This is a genomic window from Pontibacter mucosus, from assembly GCF_003054055.1.
In the GTDB taxonomy this organism is placed as follows: domain Bacteria; phylum Bacteroidota; class Bacteroidia; order Cytophagales; family Hymenobacteraceae; genus Pontibacter; species Pontibacter mucosus.
Genome location: NZ_QBKI01000001.1, coordinates 564,312 through 583,920 on the forward strand (window position 1 = coordinate 564,312; position 19,609 = coordinate 583,920).

Sequence of the window (19,609 nt, forward strand, 5' to 3'; positions counted from 1 at the left end):
CAAACCAGAAAGTGCTGCAATAAAAACAAAGTATATGCTCTAAACAGGTAATAGACAGCAGGTAAAGGTGCTTTGCTCTGTGCCGTCCTATATTGCTTGGCACTTCCGGGAGGGGATAAAATAGATTGGGTCTGTTTTTTACGATTATAAAACAATTATACCCATGTAGGCTGCGGGTAATAAAAAGCCCCTGTCATGAGGTATGGCAGGGGCTGTAAATGCAAAGCTAAAATACAAATTACGCTTCCTTCCACTTGATAGTGCAGCCGATGGCCTTGGTGTTGGGCTGGCTAATTGACTTGCCGGCTACCAGTTCGTCGAGGGCGGCTTCGGCATACTTCTTCTCCACCTTGGAAGCGTCGCGGGAGTTGTCGTCTATCGTGCCGATGTAGGCAACTTTATACTTTCCGTCCGACTGCTTCTGCACAATGTACAGGTGCGGTGTGCGAGTGGCGCCGTAGGCCCGGGTGATTTCCTGCGTTTCGTCGTGCAGGTAGGGGAAGGGGAAGTTCTTGTCCCTGGCGCGCTGCTGCATGTCGGCATAGGAATCCTTCGGTGAGGCAGTTGCATCGTTGGGGTTGATGGCGATAACCGGGTAACCTTTGGGCGCATACTTGTTGTGCAGGGCAATGATGCGGTCTTCGTAGGCCACGGAGTAGGGGCAGGTGTTGCAGGTAAAGGTTACGATAAAGCCTTTAGCATCCTTGTGGTCGGCCATGGATACCATTTTGCCGTCCACGTTCTTCAGTTTAAAGTCGCGGGCAGTGTCGCCCACCTGGTAGCCGGGATTGGCAGGCGATGCCGCCAGCAGGGCGCCCACAAAAAGCAGGCACATAAAGAACACGAAAGGAAGGTTTGCTTTTTTCATAGTGCGGTTTGGTTATGGTTTATACTTTGAAATCATGCCTTGCAACGCCTCCTGCGACAGTTCGCCCTCCACAAACTCGTATTGTTTCCGCTTGTTGTTGAACACCATGGTGGCCGGGATGGCCCCGCTCCACTTCGGCTCCAGCTTGTCTATCCAGGAGTTGGCGTCCACCTCGTCGAGCAACAGCACGTCAGACTTTAGATTGCGTTTCTGCACGAAAGGTTTAACGCGGCTGTCCAGATCTTCGACGGCGTCCATACTTACCAGCATCACGCGCACCGGCTGGTCTTTATACTGCTCGGTCAGCGCCTCAAAGTAGGGCATCTCCTTGATGCAGGGCCTGCACCAGGTGGCCCAGAAGTTTACCACATACAGCGTGTCGTGCGGGGCGTTGCGGATCTGCTCCAGCTCCTTATACTTTATCACCTTCACCTCCTGGGCAAAAGCGGGGGAGGCGGCAAGTACAAAGGCCAGCGTGGGCAGCAGAAAGTTTAGTTTTAGCTTCGTCATAATTGGGTAACGTTTCAGAGGAAAGTATACGTGTGATATTGTCTAAAATTAGTATTTACTGTTGGGTTTAGGAAGTATGGTTTTGAGGGAGTTGCTTTGGGCGTGCCGGGTCCAGCTACCTCTGCTAAACCCCACCCCGGCCCTCCCCTAAGAACAGGGGAGGGAGTTTCAGTAAGACCGGGTCCAACCACCCCTGACCCCTCCTTGGCTAAGGAGGGGAGCCTGTAGTTGCTGAGGCTGAAGTATATGTTTCGTAGTTGCTGGCCCTACAGAGTATAAACCCACCCCAGCTCCTCCAAGAAGGGGAATTTCTGCAGGCGATTAACACCCCTATGGTCCCCTCAAGGGGACAGTAGTAGTGGCTGTGGCTATCGAGCTTGTTCCCAGCCTTTGGGTTGAGCGCCTTGTAGATTTCTGGTGACGAGCGAAGTGAGGCAGCCCGAGGCACGAGGGCAGGAAATGTACACCGCGCGATGCCCGAAGGCGAGGCCTCCCGGCCTAGGAGGGCACCAAGTTGGAGATGAAACAATACGCTTGTGGGAACTAGAGGATGAACGGGAGCTAGTAAGGATAGCCTGGTTCCAGTTGCGGGAAGCAGTGGCAAGGCACAAGCGGACGCTTGCGCCATAACTGGGACACCTATCATACTTCCAAAAACCGCCTTACCTCCTCCACTACCTGCGCTTCCTCCACCACCTTAAACACCACATGCGGCCGGGCGGCGAAGATGTGTTGGAGGCGTGGGGGTTGCCCCTGCAGCAGTACCAACCGCTGCTTCCCTTCCTCAAACAGCTCCTCCAGCAGCGGCATCAGGCTACCTAATTCTGTGGGGCTTTCATCAGCCTTAATGCACACTACGGCTTTTTCAGATTCCCTGAGTAGGCGAAGGGCATAGTGCTGCAACAACTCGTCAGAGTGTGCATCCAGGTCAAGTATAGAAACAGTGGACAGGCTTTGGCGCACCTGCTCCACAACTGGCTTGTGGAAAGCGCTGTCTGAGGTCAAATCGAAGTATAAAAACGCCTGCATCAGCGCACCATCAGTTTTACGCTGGCCTGTTTACCGTCTTCGGCTGTAGCCCGAACAATATAGATGCCCGCCTGCCACTCCTGTGCCGGCAAAGTATGGGAACGGCCAATTGCATTATCCTTACGATACACGTGCTTGCCAACCACATCAAACACCTCCAACTGCACCGGCTCCGAGGCATGCACCTTTACCGGCTCGGCCACAGCCTTGTCGTGCGGGTTGGGGTATACCTGCAGGGTGAGTTTTTCGCTCGCATTTGGAGAACCCTTGAAGCCGGAAACCTGCTCCAGCAAGTATAAACCGCCACCTTTGGAACCCAATACCAGGTACAGCTTGCCGTCGCCGCCTAAAGGCGCTGCCGCTATACTTAGCCCGCGGCCCAGACGGGTGGCCTGCGTTTGCTGCGTCAGCTTGTTTTCCAGCAGCTCGGTCTCGGCTGTGAGGGTGGCATTCAGGTCTTGGGTGATGTGGCGGTAGATGCGCAGCTCGCCGCTATCATCTGCCGTGAGCAGGTCCAGCTTTCCATCACCATCTATATCGAAAACCAGGGGGTGCAGGTGGCGGCGGTCAAAATCGAAGCTGATGCCACCGAAGCTGCTGCTTTCCAACGTATAAACTGGCGCGTTGGCAGTGCCGGTGTTGCGGTAGAACTCCAGGTTGCTGGCCGCCTTGCCCAGCAGGAGGTCCAGGTCACCGTCACCGTCCAGGTCGGCAAAGCCCGGGGCGTCGCCATCTGCCATCTTCAGGAGTTCCTGCTGCTGGGCTAAGTCATAGGCGGGCGGTTGACCGGTGGCTGCCAGGTTGCGGAGCCATACGATACGGCTGCTGCCGATGCCAGCACCTTTCAGGGCAAGTATAAGGTCCGTTTTTCCGTCGCCGTTTATATCAGTAAAGGTCGGTTTTATACTATACAGCTGCTTGCTATGAAGGCCCAGGAAATCGTGGGTTACCAGCTCGAAGGCAGGCTCGGAGGAGGTGCCGGTGTTGCGGTAAAAGCTAAGGGAGCCGCTGTAGGTGCCGCTCCGGTAGCTGGCGTCGTTGCCCACCAACATGTCCAGGTCGCCGTCGCCGTCCAGGTCGGCAAAGGCCGGGTAAGCGCCTTCGCTCAGGTCAAGCATCTGGCCCTGCAGAAAATCATCCTGCTCAAACGCAAATTCTGGTCTGTCGGCAGCTCCAATATTGCGGTAGAGCCAGGCCGAGCGCTGAAAGTCCATGTCATGGATTTCCTCAAAAGCCTGGGTGGAAACGAGCAAATCGGGCACGCCGTCGAAGGTAACATCCTCGTAAAAAGCGGCCGGGAAGAGGTTGAAGCTGGCTGGTTTTGCAGCGGGAAAGTTAGGCAGGAAGCTATCCATCAGGGCATTCTGGCGGTCACCTTTGTTCTCCATCAGCACCAGGTTCTCGCATGCCACGCCTCCCATCACCAGCTCCATGTCGCCATCGCCGTCCATGTCCAGCAGCAGGTGCGTGGAGCCTTCGTGGCCCGAGTGCAGGGGGGCCATTATACTTTGCCCGTGGCTGCTCCCGCACTTCTCCCCGAACTTAAAATCATTGCAGTGCTCGCACTCCGTGATGCCGCCCCACCAGTTGCTCTGCTGCTCATACACCAGCGACTCGCAGGGCAAGCCTTGCTCAGTTTGCATGTTCAGGTAAAGCTCCATATGATAGCCCTGCGAGAAATTGGTGAGCAGGATGTCCAGGTCGCCGTCACCGTCGATGTCAGTAATGGCGGGGATGTCGGTGGCGTTCATTTGCATGTTCACGCGGCCATCTCGGTAGCGCAGCCCGTCCGTTACCTGCGTAAAGCGTAGTGGCTCGCCGGGCTCCTGCCGGAACACGCGTATGCCCAGCGGCGAGTTTGTGAAAATATCCTTCAGCCCATCGCAGTTGTAGTCGCGCAGCAGCACCCAGTAAGCCAGGTCGCTTGGAAAGGCACTTTCATACTCCGGCGCGTACCTATACGTCCACTGCCCCGCCTCCTGCACCGCCAGCCAGGTGTATACTTTGGCCGTCTGCCTGTCGTAGGCAAACAGGTCGTCCTGCCCGTCGCGGTTCAGGTCGATGGTTGAGAACTGCGGCGCGTTGAGACCGCCGCTCCAGGGCTCAGCGAGTGGGCCGGTAAAAGTAGTAACAGGTATGTTTTGGCTCATCCGGAAACGGAGTGGCTCCTGCTGCTGCGCCACGGCTCCGGATAAGGATAAAAGTATAAGCAGAAGCGGTAGGTATACTTTCATAGTTTTGGGTTGGCCGCCGGAGGGTGGCGGGGTATGTAGGTGAACGTAAGCCGGCCTGCTGTCGTTTCTGGCTATTTGGGTGTATATTGTGCCGCTATACTTACCGTGTAAAAGCACGTAACCAGAAGCATCAGACGCAAGCTAAAATTAAGCATTTCATGCAGAACAACATCGAGTTTCTATACCAAAAATACCTCGAGTGCCGCCACGTCAGCACCGACTCCCGCGCCGAGCAGAACCAAAGTATGTTCTTCGCCCTGAACGGGCCCAATTTCAAGGGCGCCAAGTTCGCGCTGATGGCCCTGGAGAAAGGGGCCAAGTATGCCGTGGTGGATGACCCTGGTTTGGCCTCGGAGAATGTGTTTGTGGTGGAGGATACCCTGCAGGCGCTGCAGGACCTGGCCCGCCATCACCGTCGGCAGCTAAGTATACCTGTTATTGGCATCACGGGCTCCAACGGCAAAACCACGACCAAAGAGCTGATTTATGCGGTGCTGAGCCAGAAGTTCAACACGCTTTACACGCTGGGCAACCTCAACAACCACATCGGTGTGCCACTCACGCTGCTGCGCATCACCCGGGAGCATGAGATGGCCATTATCGAGATGGGCGCCAATCATATCGGCGAGATTGCCCTGCTCTCCAGCATTGCCCTGCCCACGCACGGCATGATTACGAATATCGGCAAGGCGCACCTGGAAGGGTTTGGCAGCCTGGAGGGCGTAGCGCGTGGCAAGAGTGAACTGTACGTGCACCTGCTCGAGCATGGCGGTACTGTGTTCATCAACACCGGCAACGAGCACCTGATGCGCATGAGCCGCCGCATTGAAAGTAAAGTAACCTACCCTGCGCCCGGCGATTTTTACCACAGTGAACTGCTGGAAGCCTCGCCTTACGTGGTGTACAAGGATGAAGAGGGCAACGTGGTGCACACGCAGCTGGTGGGCAGCTACAACTACGAAAACATGGCCGCCGCCGCCTGCATTGGCAAGTACTTTGGTGTGCCGCTGCCACAAGCCAACCAGGCCATTGCCGCCTACAGTCCGGTAAACAACCGCTCGCAGGTGCTGCAGCAGGGCAGCAACACCATCATCCTGGACGCTTACAATGCCAATCCTACTTCCATGGCCGCCGCTGTGCGCAACTTCGGAAGCATGAAAGCGCCCAAGAAGGTAGTTATCCTTGGGGATATGTTTGAGATGGGCCCTGAGAGCGAGGCCGAGCACCGCGCCCTGGGAGAGGTAGTAGCCCAGCAGCCCTTCGACACAGTTATACTTTGCGGCAAGGACATGCAGTATGCCGCCGAGGTAAAAGACAGCTTTTTATACTTCGAGACAAAGCCGGAGCTGCAAACCTGGCTGCGTAAGAACCCGGTAGCCGAGAGTTATGTGCTCATTAAAGGCTCACGAGGCATGGGGCTGGAAACACTGGTGGAGGAGCTGAAGACCAGTGATTAAGGGGATTTAACTGATTTAAGGAGATTTAACCGGTTTATCTGAACCCGATTTAGGGGAGTTCATGTATGAGCAGGTTTTGTAGAGACGCACTACGTTGCGTCTCTATTTTTTTCAGGGTTTGCAGAACGAAAGTATGAACCGGACCTAAAAAATTAAGGTCAGAAAGTATAAAACTGCTGACCTTAAAACTTTGAGTAAAAATCACTTTAATCTTATAAATCACTGGTCCTAGAACGGCGAACTAAAGTTCTCCAGCAGCGGCAGCACCTCATCCTTCGGCGATACCAGCGGCTCGGCGATACCCCAGTCAATGCCCAGGGCAGGGTCGTTCCAAAGTATACCGCCCTCTGTCTGAGGGGCATAAAAATCGGTGCATTTGTAGAGGAAGGTGGTATTATCCTCCAGCGCCACAAAGCCGTGCGCAAAGCCCTCCGGAATGTAAAACACATTGTGCTTCTCGGAATCAAGCACGCAGGCCACGTGTTGTCCGTAAGTAGGTGACTCTTTGCGCAGGTCTACGGCTACATCCAGTGCCTTACCCGTAGTGACGCGCACTAGCTTGCCCTGTGCGTGCGGCGGTTTCTGGAAATGCAGTCCGCGCAGCACTCCTTTCGTCGAAACTGACTGGTTATCCTGCACAAAATTGGGCTTCAGGCCAAAGGGCTCAAACCACTTCATGCTGAAGGTCTCCATAAAGTAGCCGCGGTCGTCGCGGAAAATGCGTGGCTGGAACTCGATCAGTCCCTCGATGTGGAAAAGTTTGTGATCCATTGAGTAGTTACGTGTTACGCCGGCGCAATATACCTGGCGTGGACGGAATTTGTTGAGGCTGCAAGTTAGCTATTTTGCCCGCAGCATCGGAAATTTTAATGTAATTTGCACCCTCTTTTCAACCTGAGCCAGCGCAATCCTGTAAACGTAACCAAGAATGGCAGGTGCCCGGTACCGGCCTTCGGTAGTCAGCCAGGCGAGAGCAACAGAGCTGCTGGCCGCCTATACCATGACGCTTAAGAATTAATGAATGGCTAAAAAGAAATACTACGAAACCTCTAAACCGCAGGAGACTGCCGTGCTGGTGGCTGTGCCAGGCTACCGCCAAAGCGACGAGCAGACGGAGGAGTACCTAGACGAGCTGGCCTTCCTGGCCGAAACGGCGGGAGCTAACACCCTAAAACGCTTCGTGCAGAAGCTCGACAAGCCCGACATACGCACCTTTGTGGGCAGTGGCAAACTGGAGGAAATACAGGCTTATGTAAAGGAACATGGGGTGGACATGGTGATCTTCGACGATGACCTGAGTCCCTCGCAGGTGCGCAACATCGAGCGCGAGCTGCAGGTGAAGATAGTGGACCGAAGCCTGCTTATACTTGACATTTTCGCGCTGCGGGCTAAAACCGCCCAGGCACACGCCCAGGTGGAGATGGCCCAGTACCAGTACCTGCTGCCGCGCCTCACCAACCTCTGGACGCACCTTTCCAAGCAAAAAGGTGGTATCGGCATGAAGGGCCCCGGTGAAACCGAGATTGAGACCGACCGCCGTATTGTGCGCGACAAAATATCGCTCCTGCGCGAGCGCCTGAAGAAGTTTGAGAAGCAGAACTATGAGCAGCGCAAGGCCCGCGCCGGCATTGTGCGCGTGGCGCTGGTGGGGTATACCAACGTGGGCAAGTCCACGCTCATGAACCTGCTCTCCAAGTCGGAGGTGTTTGCCGAAAACAAGCTGTTTGCCACCGTGGACGCCACCGTGCGCAAGGTGGTGCTCGACAACGTGCCTTTCCTGCTCTCCGACACGGTAGGGTTTATCCGCAAGCTGCCCACCAAGCTCATCGAGTCGTTCAAATCCACGCTGGATGAGATCCGGGAGGCCGACCTGCTGGTGCATGTGGTGGATGTGTCGCACCCCTCGTTTGAGGACCACATTGCTGTGGTGAACGAGACGCTGAAGGACATCAACTCGGCTGAGAAGCCCGTGCTGCTGGTGTTCAACAAGATTGATATCTACCTGAGCAGGCGGGAGCAGGAGCTGCAGGAAGAAAGCCAGGAGATGCTGGAGGCAGGCCATCAGGTGCGCCCGTCCATCGAAGACCTGAAGGCCACCTATATGGCCAAAGAGCACGCACCGGCCATGTTTATCTCCGCCACCGACAAGCTCAACATCGATGCGCTACGGGACGAGCTGCAGCGGCGGGTAGCCGAAATCCACTTCCAGCGCTACCCCAACAACGTATAGCCGGCAACCTGCCGCACGAACATTCAAGCCCACCCTGTGTTTTAAGCAAAGGTGGGCTTTTGCTATTTATACCGCTGCCCCATAAGGCGCTGCGCCTGGCCATCCCCACACAACCATTTACCCATACTTTCAGTAAGTAGCAAAGCCACCTTTGCGTGCACTTGGATGCATCGCAAGGGCCTGGAAAATGGAAACTATATGAAGACGCTATACATTCTCAGGCACGCCAAATCCAGCTGGGAGTTTGATGACCTAAGCGATCACGACCGCCCCCTGAACAAGCGCGGCCGCCACGACGCTCCCCTGATGGGGCAGGAGCTGGCCGCCCGCGGTGCGGTGCCGCAACTCATCATCTCGAGCCCTGCCGTGCGGGCCCTTAGCACCGCCACGCTCGTAAGCCGGGAACTGGACTACGACCCGGACGACATCGTGGTGGATACCCGCGTGTACGGAGCAGACAGGAAAGACCTGCTGGAGGTAGTGCAGCAAACCCCGGCCGAGGTGGATGCCCTGCTGCTGGTAGGCCACAACGAGGCGCTCTCTGAGTTTGCCAATATGGTATCGCCAGGGCCAGTAGACAGCCTGCCTACCGCAGGCGTGGTGGCGCTGCAGTTTAACTGCGAGAGCTGGTTTGAGATTTCGAGGGAGAACGCGACTCTGCTGTTCTACGACTTCCCGAAGAACCACAAGTAACATCACCCTTTTAGGGCCTGCCCCAGGTCCAAAGTATAATTGCATAAGATGAAAGATCAGAAAGAACAGAAGCCAAAGACTGGCGCAGACCTTCCGTACATTAACCGTGAGCTGAGCTGGCTGGCCTTCAACTATAGAGTATTGCAGGAGGCGATGGATAAAAAAGTTCCCCTGCTGGAGCGCATCAAGTTCATGGCCATTTTCTCGTCTAACCTGGATGAGTACTTTAAGGTGCGCGTGGCCACCCTCAAGCGCCTGATAAAGCTGAAGCCCAAGACACGCAGCAAGCTGGAGGAGGAGCCGCAGGAAACCCTGGACCAGGTACTGCTAGAAGTGCACCGGCAGCAGGAGGAGTTTGGGCGGGTGTTCCGTGAGGAGATTCTGCCCGACCTGCGCCGCCACCACATCCACCTGCTGACAGAGCATGACCTGAGCAAGGAGCAGGAGGCCTGGGTGCAGGATTACTTCGAGGAGACGCTGGAGCCACTGCTGCTGCCCATCATACTGGATGAAACGGAGACGCACCTGTTCCTGCGCGACCAGACCGTGTACCTGGGGGTGAAAATGTGGGACCCGGCCGAGGCCGACTGCAAACCAGAGCGCTTTGCGATGCTGGAGATACCGACAAAGAAACATGGAGGCCGTTTTGTAAAACTGCCCACGGTAGGCGACCAGCGTTACGTAATGTTCATCGACGACGTGATCCGCTTCTGCCTGCCCAGGTTGTTTCCAAAGTATACATCCTTTGCCGCCCACGCCGTGAAGGTATCCCGCGACGCCGAGCTGGACATTGAGGAAGAGGTATCGGGCAGCCTGATGGCCAAGATACAGAAGAGCCTGAAAAAGCGCGAGACCGGTTACCCGGCCCGCCTGCTCTACGACCCCCAAACCCCGCAGGACCTGCTCGACAGGATGATGGCGCACACCGGCATCACGGAGGAAGAGCTGGTGGAGGGCAGCAAGTACCACAACTTCCGCGACTTCTTCGGCTTCCCGGATATCAACCTGCCCGACCTGAAGTATAATCCGCAGCCCACGCTCATCCATCCGCAGCTGGAGCAGGAGCCAAGTATACTTGCCGCCATGAAAGAGCGCGATTACCTGGTGCACTATCCGTACCAGTCGTTCGACTACGTGCTGCGCCTGTTTGAGGAGGCTGCCCAGGACCCCAAGGTAACGGCCGTCAGCGCCACGCTCTACCGGGTAGCCGACAAATCGAAGGTGGCTAAGGCATTAGTGAAGGCGGCCAATAACGGCAAGCTGGTAACGGTGGTGGTGGAGCTCAAAGCCCGCTTCGACGAGGAGTCGAACATCTACTGGGCCGGCAAGCTGCAGAAGGCGGGCGCCAACGTTATCTTCGGCGTTTCTGATCTGAAGGTACACTCCAAGCTGGGCCTCATCACCCGGAACGAGAACGGCAAGCTGGTGAACTATGCTTACCTGAGCACCGGCAACTATAATGAGACTACTTCTAAAATCTACGCCGACCATGCCCTCTTTACCTCTGACAAGCGCCTGACGAAGGAAGTGGAACAGGTGTTTAACTTCTTTATTGATCGGCAAACGGACAAGAAGTTCGAGCACTTATTGGTGGCGCCCATCAACCTGCGCCAGGGTTTCGTGAAGCTGGTGGACCGCGAGATAAAGAACGCCAAAAAAGGGCTGCCGGCAAGTATGATTCTGAAGATGAACGCGCTACAGGATGCCCGCATGATCAGGAAGCTGTACGAGGCCAGCCAGGCTGGTGTAAAGATACAGTTGCTGGTGCGGGGCATCTGCTGCCTAATGCCGGGGGTGGAAGGCGTGAGCGAGAACATTGAAGTGCGGGGGATTGTGGACCGTTACCTGGAGCATGCGCGGGTGTACATTTTCCATAACAACGGGGAGGAGAAGATGTACATCGCCTCTGCCGACTGGATGACGCGCAACCTGAACCGCCGCGTAGAAGTAGCCTTTCCGCTCTACCAGCCGGATTTGGTGGAGCAGGTGCGCCACATCATCGATCTGCAGCTGCAAGACGACACCAAATCCCGCAACGTGGACAACCGCTACGTAAAACCCGACGAGCCCGCCAACATCCGAGCCCAGTACGCCACCTACGATTACCTGCGCAGTTTGGTGCCCTCCGGCGCCACCGCAGCCTATCAGCCGGAAGAGGAATAGAAAGTATAAATCCGACCCCGAAAGAATACTTTATACTTTGCACAGGCAGAAACCACAAGGCCCCGGCTATACTTTATAGCCGGGGCCTTGCTTTGTAGGTGGTAAGGGAATTACCTGTTTCTCTCAGTGAACTTTCGGGGCGGCACCAGGTATAGCTCCACGGCCACATAGCCTGAGCCGGCCAGGTCGTTGTTGATGATTTCGTTTCTGGAGCCGATGTCGTCATACACGCGGTGGCGGTAGTACTGCCTGAAGCCACCCTCCACGGCAAACCATATAAAATCGTAGATCTCGCGCTCCATGCGCAGCAGGCCTTTTATGTCGGTGCGGCGCAGCTCCAGCTCCTTAAACTCCGAGAGCGGTGGTTCGTTCACGTACATGTTATAGCTGGCGCCCTCTATGCGGTAACCGGTGTAGAACAGTGTTTTCTCGTTCAGGTTATACCTGAGCCTGGCATTGGCCGGGAAGATGGACTCCACCCCCCAGTTAGGGTTGAAGGTGCGGTTGTAGAGGATGCCCGGATACACCCTTTGCCGCCCGAACGTATAGCCCCACTGCAAGCCAACCCCAATCACGTAGTCCGGCGACTTTTTCCAGCCGTAGGCCACGTCAACAGTACCCTTCAGGTAGTCCGATACTTTGATGTCATCGCGGGAGTAATCGCCGTTAAGCTCGCCCTTTACCCGGACGAAGTAGAAGTTGCGCTGGTTGATGGAGTGCAGGTACAGTAGCTGCGCGCCTATACTTTTCAGGTTCTTGTCTTCCAGGTAGCGGTACAGGTCGTAGGAGGCCGGGGTGAGGTTCTCGAAGTTGAACTCTTCCAGCTCGTAATTAAACCCGAGGACGACCTTGTTCTGCGGCTTGTTCAGGAGCGGGGCGTAAGCTTTCAGGGCGAACTTGTTGTGCCGGTCAATACGTCCGGAGCCGTTGCCGAGCCTGGGATCATCCGAGTCAGAGTCGATTTTAAAGTTGGGAAGGCGCTCGTAGCGGATCTCCACGCCCTGCGACCTGCCCATGCCGCGCACTCCCGGCGAGGCGAACTCTTCCAGGGCCTCTGTTTCCGGTGTTTGCGCCTGGGCCACATAAATCGGTATCGTTAAAAGTATAATTAGTAGCTTTCTGATTTTCATAGTTTTTGTGTTTATTCTTCATGACAGGGAGATATCCTGTTCCCCCCGTTTATACTTTCAATTCGGTTTTGTGTTAGAAAAAGAAGCCGAACTTTAGCATCCACAGGTCATCGTCGTCATCGTCCCCGACGGAGTAGGTGAGCGACAGTACTGTGCGGTTTAGCAGGTCCATCCACACGCCGCCGCCGTAGCCCATGTGCAGCTCCCGCAGGAAGCCACTCTCCCGGTCGCCATCATAGTATACCCTGCCGGCATCTATGTGCGCCAGCAGGCCCAGTTTGGCCGGGGTTAAGTATAGGTTATAGTCGAGCAGGTGCAGGCGCCCCTCGCCGTTCATAAACAGGCTGCTGCGCCCGGCATAGCGTGTGCGGCGGTAGCCGCGCAGGTTCTCGGTGCCGCCAAGGGTGTTGGCCTGGTAAAAGCGGAAGTCGCCGATGTTGTGCGCTGCCCCAATCCGCCCCGACCAGGTAAGCTTGAAGGGGAAGTTAGGGGTGAGATAGAAGCGGAACTCGGTGCTCAGGTTAGTGAAATCGAGCTTCTCGGCACCCAGCTGCTTGTTGTAGTGGATGGAGTTGTACCAGCGCATGCCGATGCGCGGGTTGGCCTCGGTGCTGCCGCTGCCGAGCACCTCCAGGTTAAAAAAGGCTTTGGCGCCCAGGTAGTGCTGCACCTCAAACCTGCCCTTCTCTATGTTGTAAGTGCCCTCCTCCAGTTGCCCGGAAAATGCCTGGTCTATCAGAAAGCTCTCGCCATCGGGGTCGTCAATCCTGAACCTGTCGTAGGTGGGGCCGATACCCACTTTTATAAAAGCAAAAGGCTCCCGGTAAAACAGCGCGCTCAGCGACTGGCGCTCGTAGCGGACACGGTAGTAGCTGTTGTCCACGTCAGGGGCCTTGCGGGTGTCGTTGCCCAGGCCGTAGAAATTGCGCTGGAACTGCGGGCCCTGCATATGCGCGTCCAGGCCCAGGTGCCAGTGGCCCACCACCTGCCGCACATCGCCCGTGTACCGTAGGTTGTAAGAGCTGGTGCGGAAAGCATAGTTGGCCTCCAGCAGGTGCTCCGCCGCATAGGGGCTTTTGCGGAACCGCTGCGTGCGCCAAAGTATACCGGCACCCAGAAACACGCCATCCTCTATGTTATACTCCGCCGAGAGGCGCGGGCCCAGGTAAGGCAGCTTGTAGTTGTCGCGGTCGTAGAGGTTAATTTCGGAGTCAGGGCTGGTTTTGTCTCTGGTTTCGCTGCCAAAGGAAAACTGATTGCCCTCATTTGTATCGTATACCACTGTGTGCTTTTTGAGGCCGCGCACGTGCGAGCTGTCTGTGATGATGTCCTCATCATTGCCCCCGATGATGCGCACAAGTATACTTTTATTCACGTCCCCGGAAAGTATAAACTCGTCCCGGCCGCCCAAGCCGTAGATGCGTACTTCCTTGGTTTCGCTGGTCAGGAAGGTGCGGTTAAAAATTTCGGTGCGCAGTTCTCCTTCTTTGGAGGTCTTGTAGCCTATCACCTGCAGCTCCTCGTCGTTGAGGCGGTTGATGAGGAAGCGCTCGTGCTTGTTGCTGCCCATGATGTCCACGTACTGCGCCAGAAAGTCGTAATACTCGGCGGCAACCTCCGGCAGCTTCTCGCGCCTTGCCTTCAGCTTGGCCGTTACCTCGGCGGCGGATAATTCACGGATGGGCTCAGGCCACTCTTGCACCGCCCGCTCGATTACCTCGTCGGTCATGCGCTGGCGGATGTCCTCGGCTATCTGCAGCCACTCCTGGCGGGTAACCTTAGAGGTAAGCGTGCGGTCCAGGGTGATGCCGCTCAGGTTCAGGCCCACCACGTCCTCAAAGTCGTAGCCGAAGTTCTGGATGTTGCGGATGCCCCACTTGCGCGTAACCAGCCACGGCAGTACGCCATCAGCTTTAAAAAAAGCCTGGTCGCGGTCCTCGGGCACGGGGGTGTACAGGTTGCCCTTGTCTGGTTTGTCCTCCTCCACCCAGCGCCACTGCCCCTCGTGGCGGTCCCAGTCACCGATGAGCATGTCGAAGAGGCGCGCCCGCACATAGGCGCGCTGGTCTACCTCGTGGTCGTTATCCTCCATCAGCTCGTCCAGCACCTTGTCGGTGCCCACCAGGTTTTTGGCGTAACCCAGGCTGGCCGTGTTCTCGTGGTTCTCGTCGGCATCTTCTTCCAGGAAGGCCAGGGTGTTGCTGAACTCGTCGCGGTACTGCCGCAGGAGCGGTGTATTGGGGATGTAGACCAGCTCAGGGTTGGTGTGGTAGATACCGGCGGCATCGGCCAGGGGCGGAATGATGAGGGCACCGTAGGGGTGCTGCGCCGATATCTGGTCCTGCAGCAGGGTGCGGGCGGCGGTCTCGCGCAAGTATGGCGGCAGCGACATGGTCGGGTCCTTATCGACGGTGCGCAGGCTATACTCGGTGGCCTCCGGTGTGCGCACTTTCAGCACGGCGGTTTGCTTGCCGCCGCCCTTCTGGTAGGGTGTCAGGCCTCCCCGTGCGGTGTTCATATCCAGGAGCGGCACCTCAACGGGGGTGGCCCACTCGCGGCGGTAGTGCTCTCCCAGGAGCTTGGTATGCAAGCCGTTGGCCTGGTAACCTGAGTTGGCGGCTACCACAATGGTGCTGTCGGTGTAGTTGGTGTTATCCTGCGGGCGCTGGCGCGGCTGGCGCGGCTTTTTAGAGTAGAGCAGGGTGCGGAAAGTCACCTTCCCTGTTTCTCCCTTCCCTTCCGGGGTCCAGAACTCAGCCCATACTTCGCCGTTTTGGTGGTAGGTTGTCTTCACAAAGCCTTTTATTTTGTGGGCATACTCTGCCACCCCGGGCTTCACGTAGTCGGTTTTGCAGCCTGAGCCGCTGACGATGTGCGCCAGGTTGTTATACTTAAAGTACTGCAGGGAGTGCTCGTGTCCGGCCGCGTAAACGATGTTGTCATACTTGTCAAAGATATCGAGCAGGCCCTGGATATAAGCCTGGTAGCGCGGGTGCGGAATGTCCTGCAGAATGCCGCCATACTTGCGGGCAAAGGGGTAGATGGAGCCTATGATCGGCAGCGGCAGGTATACCCAGTCGCGGAGCATGCTGATGGGGAAAATGTGGTCGCGCAGGGTGAAAAAACCGCCGTGCTCGCCACGCGTCATCAGGGGGTGATGGGCCACAATCAGGATGTCGCTGCCGCTGTTCTTCTCGATGATGTCCTCCAGCTTTACCAGCATCTCGCCCTCGGTGGCGCTGCTGCAGTTGCTGTTATCGCCGTAGGGCCGGTCGAAGGGGTGCAGCCACCATTCCGAGTCCAGGGCGATCATCACCAGATCGTCGCTCAGCTTCACCTCGTAAGGGCCGGGGCAGCCATTGCCGGGCACGTAGAAGTCGCCGCCCACCACAATGTTCTCCTCCGTCAGGTACTCGTTCACAAAGCGCTGCTCCCGCATCACATACTCCAGCCCGCCCCGGCCGCTGTGGTTCCAGTCGTGGTTGCCGGGTATCATGTACTTCTCGCCGGGGTAACCTTTGAGGATGTCGAGCTGGTCTTTCAGGCGCCTTTCGGATACTTCCCTGTCGAACCTGCCCTCTGGCGGCAGGCCGTTCGTGTACACGTTATCGCCCAGGAAAATGGTGGCGCTGTTCTCCCCGGTCTCCATCATCATCCTGCGCATCAACTGCAGCGAAGGCTCCCCGTTAGGTTCCGGGGCGCCTACATCCCCTATCAGAAACACGGTGTAGAGTACGTCGTTGTCAGGTGCCGGAGCCTCCTGCTCCCAGGTAAGGGCGGTGCTGTTGTAAAAGGGTTCGGATGAGACACAGGCTGATAACAGCAGGCTCAGCAGCACACACCACCCGTGGCGCACCAGCAGCCGATGTGTTTGCTGTAATGGTTTAATCATAGTTTCGTTCTGGCTTTCTATACCTGCCGGTGAGGCACATACTTCAGGTTGCCGGCTACCCCTAAAGTACAAGTATACGCAGGTTGGGCCAAGGCATGCGCAGGAAACGCGGTAAGCCCGCAACCTTACTTACACAAAGCTGTTACCACAGGGGCGGCAGAGCTGAGATTCATAAACGAGACGGCTTTGCTTTTAGTTGTTGCCTTACCGTGCGCCGCCAAACAGCCCCGGGATATATGACGTTTACTAACAAAAAGCAGATTTTACCGTAACCGCAAATTACGTAGTGCCACACACAATGCACCCTGCGCCGGGATTACCCTACACTGCCAACAGCGCACCCGACGCCGCTACAAAACCGATTATGGAAGACCAAACGATAGTAAAGCAAGCCGGCGAGTATGTGTTCAGGCTTTTCAAAGACAGGCTCTCCAAGAAGCTTGTTTACCATAACTACAAACATACGTTCGAGACAGTGGCTGAGGCGCAGGAGCTCGGCCAGCACAGCAAACTCACCGACGACCAACTGCAGGATTTGGCCTTAGCCGCCTGGTTCCACGACACAGGCTATGTGAACACCTACGACGGGCACGAGGAGGAGAGCATCCGCATCGCCACGGAATGGCTGCAGGAGAAGGGCTACCCCCAGGAGCGTATCGACCGGATTGCGGGCATGATTATGGCTACCCGGCACGACCTGGAGCCTGAAACGCTGCTGCAGGAGCTGCTGGTAGATGCAGACATGTCGAACATCGGGAAGGAAACCTTCTTTGCCACCGCCGAGCTTCTGCGCGTGGAGTGGGAGATCTTCCGCGATAAGTTTTACTCCGACAGCGAGTGGGAGCAGTTTCAGATGGATTTCCTGCTTTCCACCACTTTCCATACCAACCAGGCGCAGCGTAAGTTTGCCGCACAGCTGGGGCTGAACATACAGGAGCAGCGCAGCCGCCTGAGCCAGCAGCTCGAAAAGAAGAAGGAGCAGGAGAAGAAGAGCCGTAAAACGCTGGCCCAGCCCAAGCGGGGCATCGAAACGATGTTCCGCAACACTTACCGTACTCACCTTAACCTGAGCGCCATCGCCGATAACAAGGCCAACATGATGATCAGCCTCAACGCCATCATTATCTCGGTGATCATCACCTACCTGAGCGCCAAAACCTCTACCGTCGGTACCGACTACGCCACGCACCGCACCTTTATCATCCCGATAAGCATCCTGCTGCTCACCACGCTGGGCTCCGTGGTGTTTGCCATTATATCGGCGCAGCCAGAGGTTACCAGCTTCAGGATGAAGAAAAAGAAAGACCAGCGCCAGGATACCCGTAAGGTGAGCCTGCTGTTTTTCGGTAACTTTACCAAGTTGCCGCTCGAGGATTTCCAGGCGGGAATGAACGATATCATGCGCGACAAGAAATCGCTTTACAACAACATGATAACCGACATCTATTACCTGGGTGAGGTGCTTGACAGGAAGTATAAAATCCTGCGCGTCTCCTATACCATCTTTATGATAGGGCTGGTGCTTACGGTGGCAGGCTTTGTTTACGCCGTGGTTTCCTCAGCTTCTTAATGAGGCAGGCTTGTTTTGTGGAATAGAATCCTGTAAATTTGCATGCCAAAGTATAAATAAACGGCCACGTAGTTCAATGGATAGAATAGGAGTTTCCTAAACTCTAGATCCAGGTTCGATTCCTGGCGCGGCCACAAAAGTAAGTTTTAACGCTTCCGGCACAGATTCTCGACATAGGCTTATTTCCCCAGAGAGCTTGAAAAGCCACCAGAGTATAAACAGCGAGCGCCTGCATACATTAAGTGTGCAGGCGCTCGCTGTTTATACGTTATACTTGGCAAAGCCCGATTACTTAAGGCTTAACTCACTAAGGTTGCTGGTAACCTTGTAGACCTGCCCGAACCTGTCGGTGGCCTGCACGGTAATGGCCTTGGCCGTGGCAGAGGGCTGCGCCAGGAAGAGGTGATCCGTCAGGTGCGGCTCTATCCATTTGTGCCTGGATGGCTTGGAGGCTCCCAGGTGCAGCTCAACTGAAAGCGGGTCAAGCGCCGTGATGCGCTCCATCTCACCCATCGGCTTGCCGTCCTCCAGCCACTCTATTTTCCAGGAGGGGTCCCAGTTCCAGACGTTGGCGGCAAGGTGCTGCGGCCTCTCTTCCAAAGCGCCGACAGGGTATACGCGCAACTGGTGATCTTTCGGCAGCCCCGTGGATTTATAGTACCACTTCAGCTCCGGGCCTTCCACCTCATACACGCCATAGCCGCTTGGCGTACCGTCGTAGCAGATGGGGCCTGTCCACCAGGCGCCGCACACCGTGCCGTGCACGTGCTCGATGATGTTATCCCCCTCGAATACCTTCTCGTTAAAGTGCGTGTGCCCCGACATGATATGCGCTTTGTAAGGCTGCAGGAGGCGGTACAGTTCCTTCCGGTTCGACACCACTCCTCCCAGCGAAGGTTCTTTTTCCTTGTTGCGGGTGTGTTGGTTGGTATAGGCCGGGATGTGCAGACTTACCACCACCGTGGAGCCGGGCTTCACCGTAGCCAAATCCTGCTCCAGCCATGCCAGTTGGCGCTCCGTCAGGTAGCCGATATACTTTTTGGCCGTGCCGATAAAGAACACGTCATCCAGCACCACATAGTGTACCTCGCCGCGGTTAAAAGAGTAATAGGTAGGCCCGAAGAGTTCCTTAAACTTTTCGGTAGAGCCTTCGTCGGTGCGGGCATCCAGGTTCATGTCGTGGTTGCCGATTACCTGGAAGAATGGAATGCCGGAAATGGCCAGTGCCTGCTGGTAGTCTTCAAACAGCTCGAACTTATCCCATACCAGGTCGCCGCAGCCAATGCCGTGGAACAGGGTACCGCTGGGGTAGCTGGCCACCAGTTGCTTCAGGTCCGGGGCAGACTTGGTTTTGAGCTCCTCGGCATCCTCCTTGGAGATGATCTGCGGGTCGGCCCATACCACAAAGGTGTGGCGGGTATCGTCCTGCGTAAGCTTTTGCAGCTCAAAATCAGCCTTGAAGCGCCTCCGGCTGGCCTCGATGCGCTTATAAAAACGGGTGATGCCGTTCTGGTTCGAGAACTCGTAGCCGCGCGGGGTAGAGAGGTATACAAAATCCGCGGTGGCGTTGCTTTGCAGCTCATACTTGCCGCCGGCATCGGTCAGCACCACGTTGTAGCCATCGGTTACAGCCACACCCGCCACGCCTTTGCCTCCGCTTTGCACTCTGCCGGACAGGGTTACGGGAGAAAAGTCCTGGCCATTGGCAGGCTGCTTCGGACTGGCCTGCAACGCGCCCGGAGTTAAGGTAAGGCCAAGACCGGCCAGGCCCAGCGACTTCAGAAAGGATCTTCTTTTTTGGAACATGTGATGTATGCTTAACAGTAAGGAAAA

At 56.2% G+C, this 19,609-nt stretch carries 13 protein-coding genes and 1 tRNA gene; 6 read left to right on the top strand and 8 right to left on the bottom strand.

Annotated elements, in window-relative coordinates; all coding sequences use genetic code 11:
• Positions 1–238 precede the first annotated feature (238 nt).
• The 4 genes from C8N40_RS02550 to C8N40_RS02565 form a co-directional block, all read right to left on the bottom strand.
• Complete coding sequence (locus C8N40_RS02550; protein WP_108210203.1) at positions 239–868, bottom strand: thioredoxin family protein; 630 nt, start codon at positions 866–868, stop codon at positions 239–241.
• A gap of 12 nt (positions 869–880) precedes the next feature.
• Complete coding sequence (locus tag C8N40_RS02555; RefSeq protein ID WP_108210204.1) at positions 881–1,378, bottom strand: TlpA disulfide reductase family protein; 498 nt, start codon at positions 1,376–1,378, stop codon at positions 881–883.
• Between the two features lie 642 nt (positions 1,379–2,020).
• A complete protein-coding gene (locus C8N40_RS02560; RefSeq protein WP_108210205.1) occupies positions 2,021–2,407 on the bottom strand; it encodes a hypothetical protein in 387 nt (128 codons plus the stop codon).
• The gene (locus C8N40_RS02565) at positions 2,407–4,641 is read right to left on the bottom strand and encodes a T9SS type A sorting domain-containing protein (protein WP_108210206.1); all 2,235 of its coding nucleotides are present in this window, start codon (positions 4,639–4,641) and stop codon (positions 2,407–2,409) included. Before C8N40_RS02565 ends, C8N40_RS02560 begins: the two co-directional genes overlap by 1 nt.
• Before the next feature lie 158 nt (positions 4,642–4,799).
• Here C8N40_RS02565 and C8N40_RS02570 point away from each other — a divergent pair, with 158 nt between their 5' ends.
• Positions 4,800–6,098: a UDP-N-acetylmuramoyl-tripeptide--D-alanyl-D-alanine ligase gene (locus tag C8N40_RS02570; protein ID WP_108210207.1), complete on the top strand. Its 1,299-nt coding sequence runs from the start codon at positions 4,800–4,802 to the stop codon at positions 6,096–6,098.
• A gap of 228 nt (positions 6,099–6,326) precedes the next feature.
• Here C8N40_RS02570 and rfbC read toward each other — a convergent pair whose 3' ends face one another.
• Positions 6,327–6,869, bottom strand: a complete 543-nt coding sequence (gene rfbC, locus C8N40_RS02575; RefSeq protein ID WP_108210208.1) for a dTDP-4-dehydrorhamnose 3,5-epimerase — start codon at positions 6,867–6,869, stop codon at positions 6,327–6,329.
• A 250-nt stretch (positions 6,870–7,119) separates the two neighbouring features.
• Here rfbC and hflX point away from each other — a divergent pair, with 250 nt between their 5' ends.
• The 3 genes from hflX to ppk1 all read left to right on the top strand — a co-directional run bounded on the left by hflX (position 7,120) and on the right by ppk1 (position 11,184).
• A complete protein-coding gene (gene hflX, locus C8N40_RS02580) occupies positions 7,120–8,328 on the top strand; it encodes a GTPase HflX (RefSeq protein WP_108210209.1) in 1,209 nt (402 codons plus the stop codon).
• Positions 8,329–8,526: 198 nt separating this feature from the next.
• Positions 8,527–9,021, top strand: a complete 495-nt coding sequence (locus C8N40_RS02585) for a SixA phosphatase family protein (RefSeq protein WP_108210433.1) — start codon at positions 8,527–8,529, stop codon at positions 9,019–9,021.
• Positions 9,022–9,069: 48 nt separating this feature from the next.
• A complete protein-coding gene (gene ppk1, locus C8N40_RS02590) occupies positions 9,070–11,184 on the top strand; it encodes a polyphosphate kinase 1 (RefSeq protein WP_108210210.1) in 2,115 nt (704 codons plus the stop codon).
• Positions 11,185–11,294: 110 nt separating this feature from the next.
• Here ppk1 and C8N40_RS02595 read toward each other — a convergent pair whose 3' ends face one another.
• Both C8N40_RS02595 and C8N40_RS02600 read right to left on the bottom strand, forming a co-directional pair.
• Complete coding sequence (locus C8N40_RS02595; protein WP_146173497.1) at positions 11,295–12,314, bottom strand: DUF6268 family outer membrane beta-barrel protein; 1,020 nt, start codon at positions 12,312–12,314, stop codon at positions 11,295–11,297.
• 73 nt (positions 12,315–12,387) lie between these two features.
• Positions 12,388–16,206 (bottom strand): BamA/TamA family outer membrane protein, encoded by a 3,819-nt coding sequence (locus C8N40_RS02600; RefSeq protein ID WP_108210212.1) that lies wholly within the window; start codon positions 16,204–16,206, stop codon positions 12,388–12,390.
• A gap of 364 nt (positions 16,207–16,570) precedes the next feature.
• Between C8N40_RS02600 and C8N40_RS02605 the strand changes: the two genes are divergently transcribed.
• Complete coding sequence (locus C8N40_RS02605; RefSeq protein WP_108210434.1) at positions 16,571–17,776, top strand: Pycsar system effector family protein; 1,206 nt, start codon at positions 16,571–16,573, stop codon at positions 17,774–17,776.
• Between the two features lie 62 nt (positions 17,777–17,838).
• Positions 17,839–17,910, top strand: a tRNA-Arg gene (locus C8N40_RS02610).
• A 154-nt stretch (positions 17,911–18,064) separates the two neighbouring features.
• Here C8N40_RS02610 and C8N40_RS02615 read toward each other — a convergent pair.
• On the bottom strand, positions 18,065–19,582 hold the full coding sequence (locus C8N40_RS02615; protein ID WP_108210213.1) for a calcineurin-like phosphoesterase C-terminal domain-containing protein: 1,518 nt from the start codon (positions 19,580–19,582) through the stop codon (positions 18,065–18,067).
• Between the last annotated feature and the right edge of the window lie 27 nt (positions 19,583–19,609).

What these genes read in the sequence shown, in the direction of transcription:
- C8N40_RS02595 (WP_146173497.1), bottom strand. Translation starts at nt 12,314, where the DNA reads ATGAAAATCAGAAAGCTACTAATTATACTTTTAACGATACCGATTTAT.
- C8N40_RS02560 (WP_108210205.1), bottom strand. Translation starts at nt 2,407, where the DNA reads ATGCAGGCGTTTTTATACTTCGATTTGACCTCAGACAGCGCTTTCCAC.
- ppk1 (WP_108210210.1), top strand. Translation starts at nt 9,070, where the DNA reads ATGAAAGATCAGAAAGAACAGAAGCCAAAGACTGGCGCAGACCTTCCG.
- C8N40_RS02615 (WP_108210213.1), bottom strand. Translation starts at nt 19,582, where the DNA reads ATGTTCCAAAAAAGAAGATCCTTTCTGAAGTCGCTGGGCCTGGCCGGT.
- C8N40_RS02555 (WP_108210204.1), bottom strand. Translation starts at nt 1,378, where the DNA reads ATGACGAAGCTAAAACTAAACTTTCTGCTGCCCACGCTGGCCTTTGTA.
- C8N40_RS02585 (WP_108210433.1), top strand. Translation starts at nt 8,527, where the DNA reads ATGAAGACGCTATACATTCTCAGGCACGCCAAATCCAGCTGGGAGTTT.
- rfbC (WP_108210208.1), bottom strand. Translation starts at nt 6,869, where the DNA reads ATGGATCACAAACTTTTCCACATCGAGGGACTGATCGAGTTCCAGCCA.
- C8N40_RS02600 (WP_108210212.1), bottom strand. Translation starts at nt 16,206, where the DNA reads ATGATTAAACCATTACAGCAAACACATCGGCTGCTGGTGCGCCACGGG.
- C8N40_RS02550 (WP_108210203.1), bottom strand. Translation starts at nt 868, where the DNA reads ATGAAAAAAGCAAACCTTCCTTTCGTGTTCTTTATGTGCCTGCTTTTT.
- hflX (WP_108210209.1), top strand. Translation starts at nt 7,120, where the DNA reads ATGGCTAAAAAGAAATACTACGAAACCTCTAAACCGCAGGAGACTGCC.
- C8N40_RS02570 (WP_108210207.1), top strand. Translation starts at nt 4,800, where the DNA reads ATGCAGAACAACATCGAGTTTCTATACCAAAAATACCTCGAGTGCCGC.
- C8N40_RS02605 (WP_108210434.1), top strand. Translation starts at nt 16,571, where the DNA reads ATGGAAGACCAAACGATAGTAAAGCAAGCCGGCGAGTATGTGTTCAGG.
- C8N40_RS02565 (WP_108210206.1), bottom strand. Translation starts at nt 4,641, where the DNA reads ATGAAAGTATACCTACCGCTTCTGCTTATACTTTTATCCTTATCCGGA.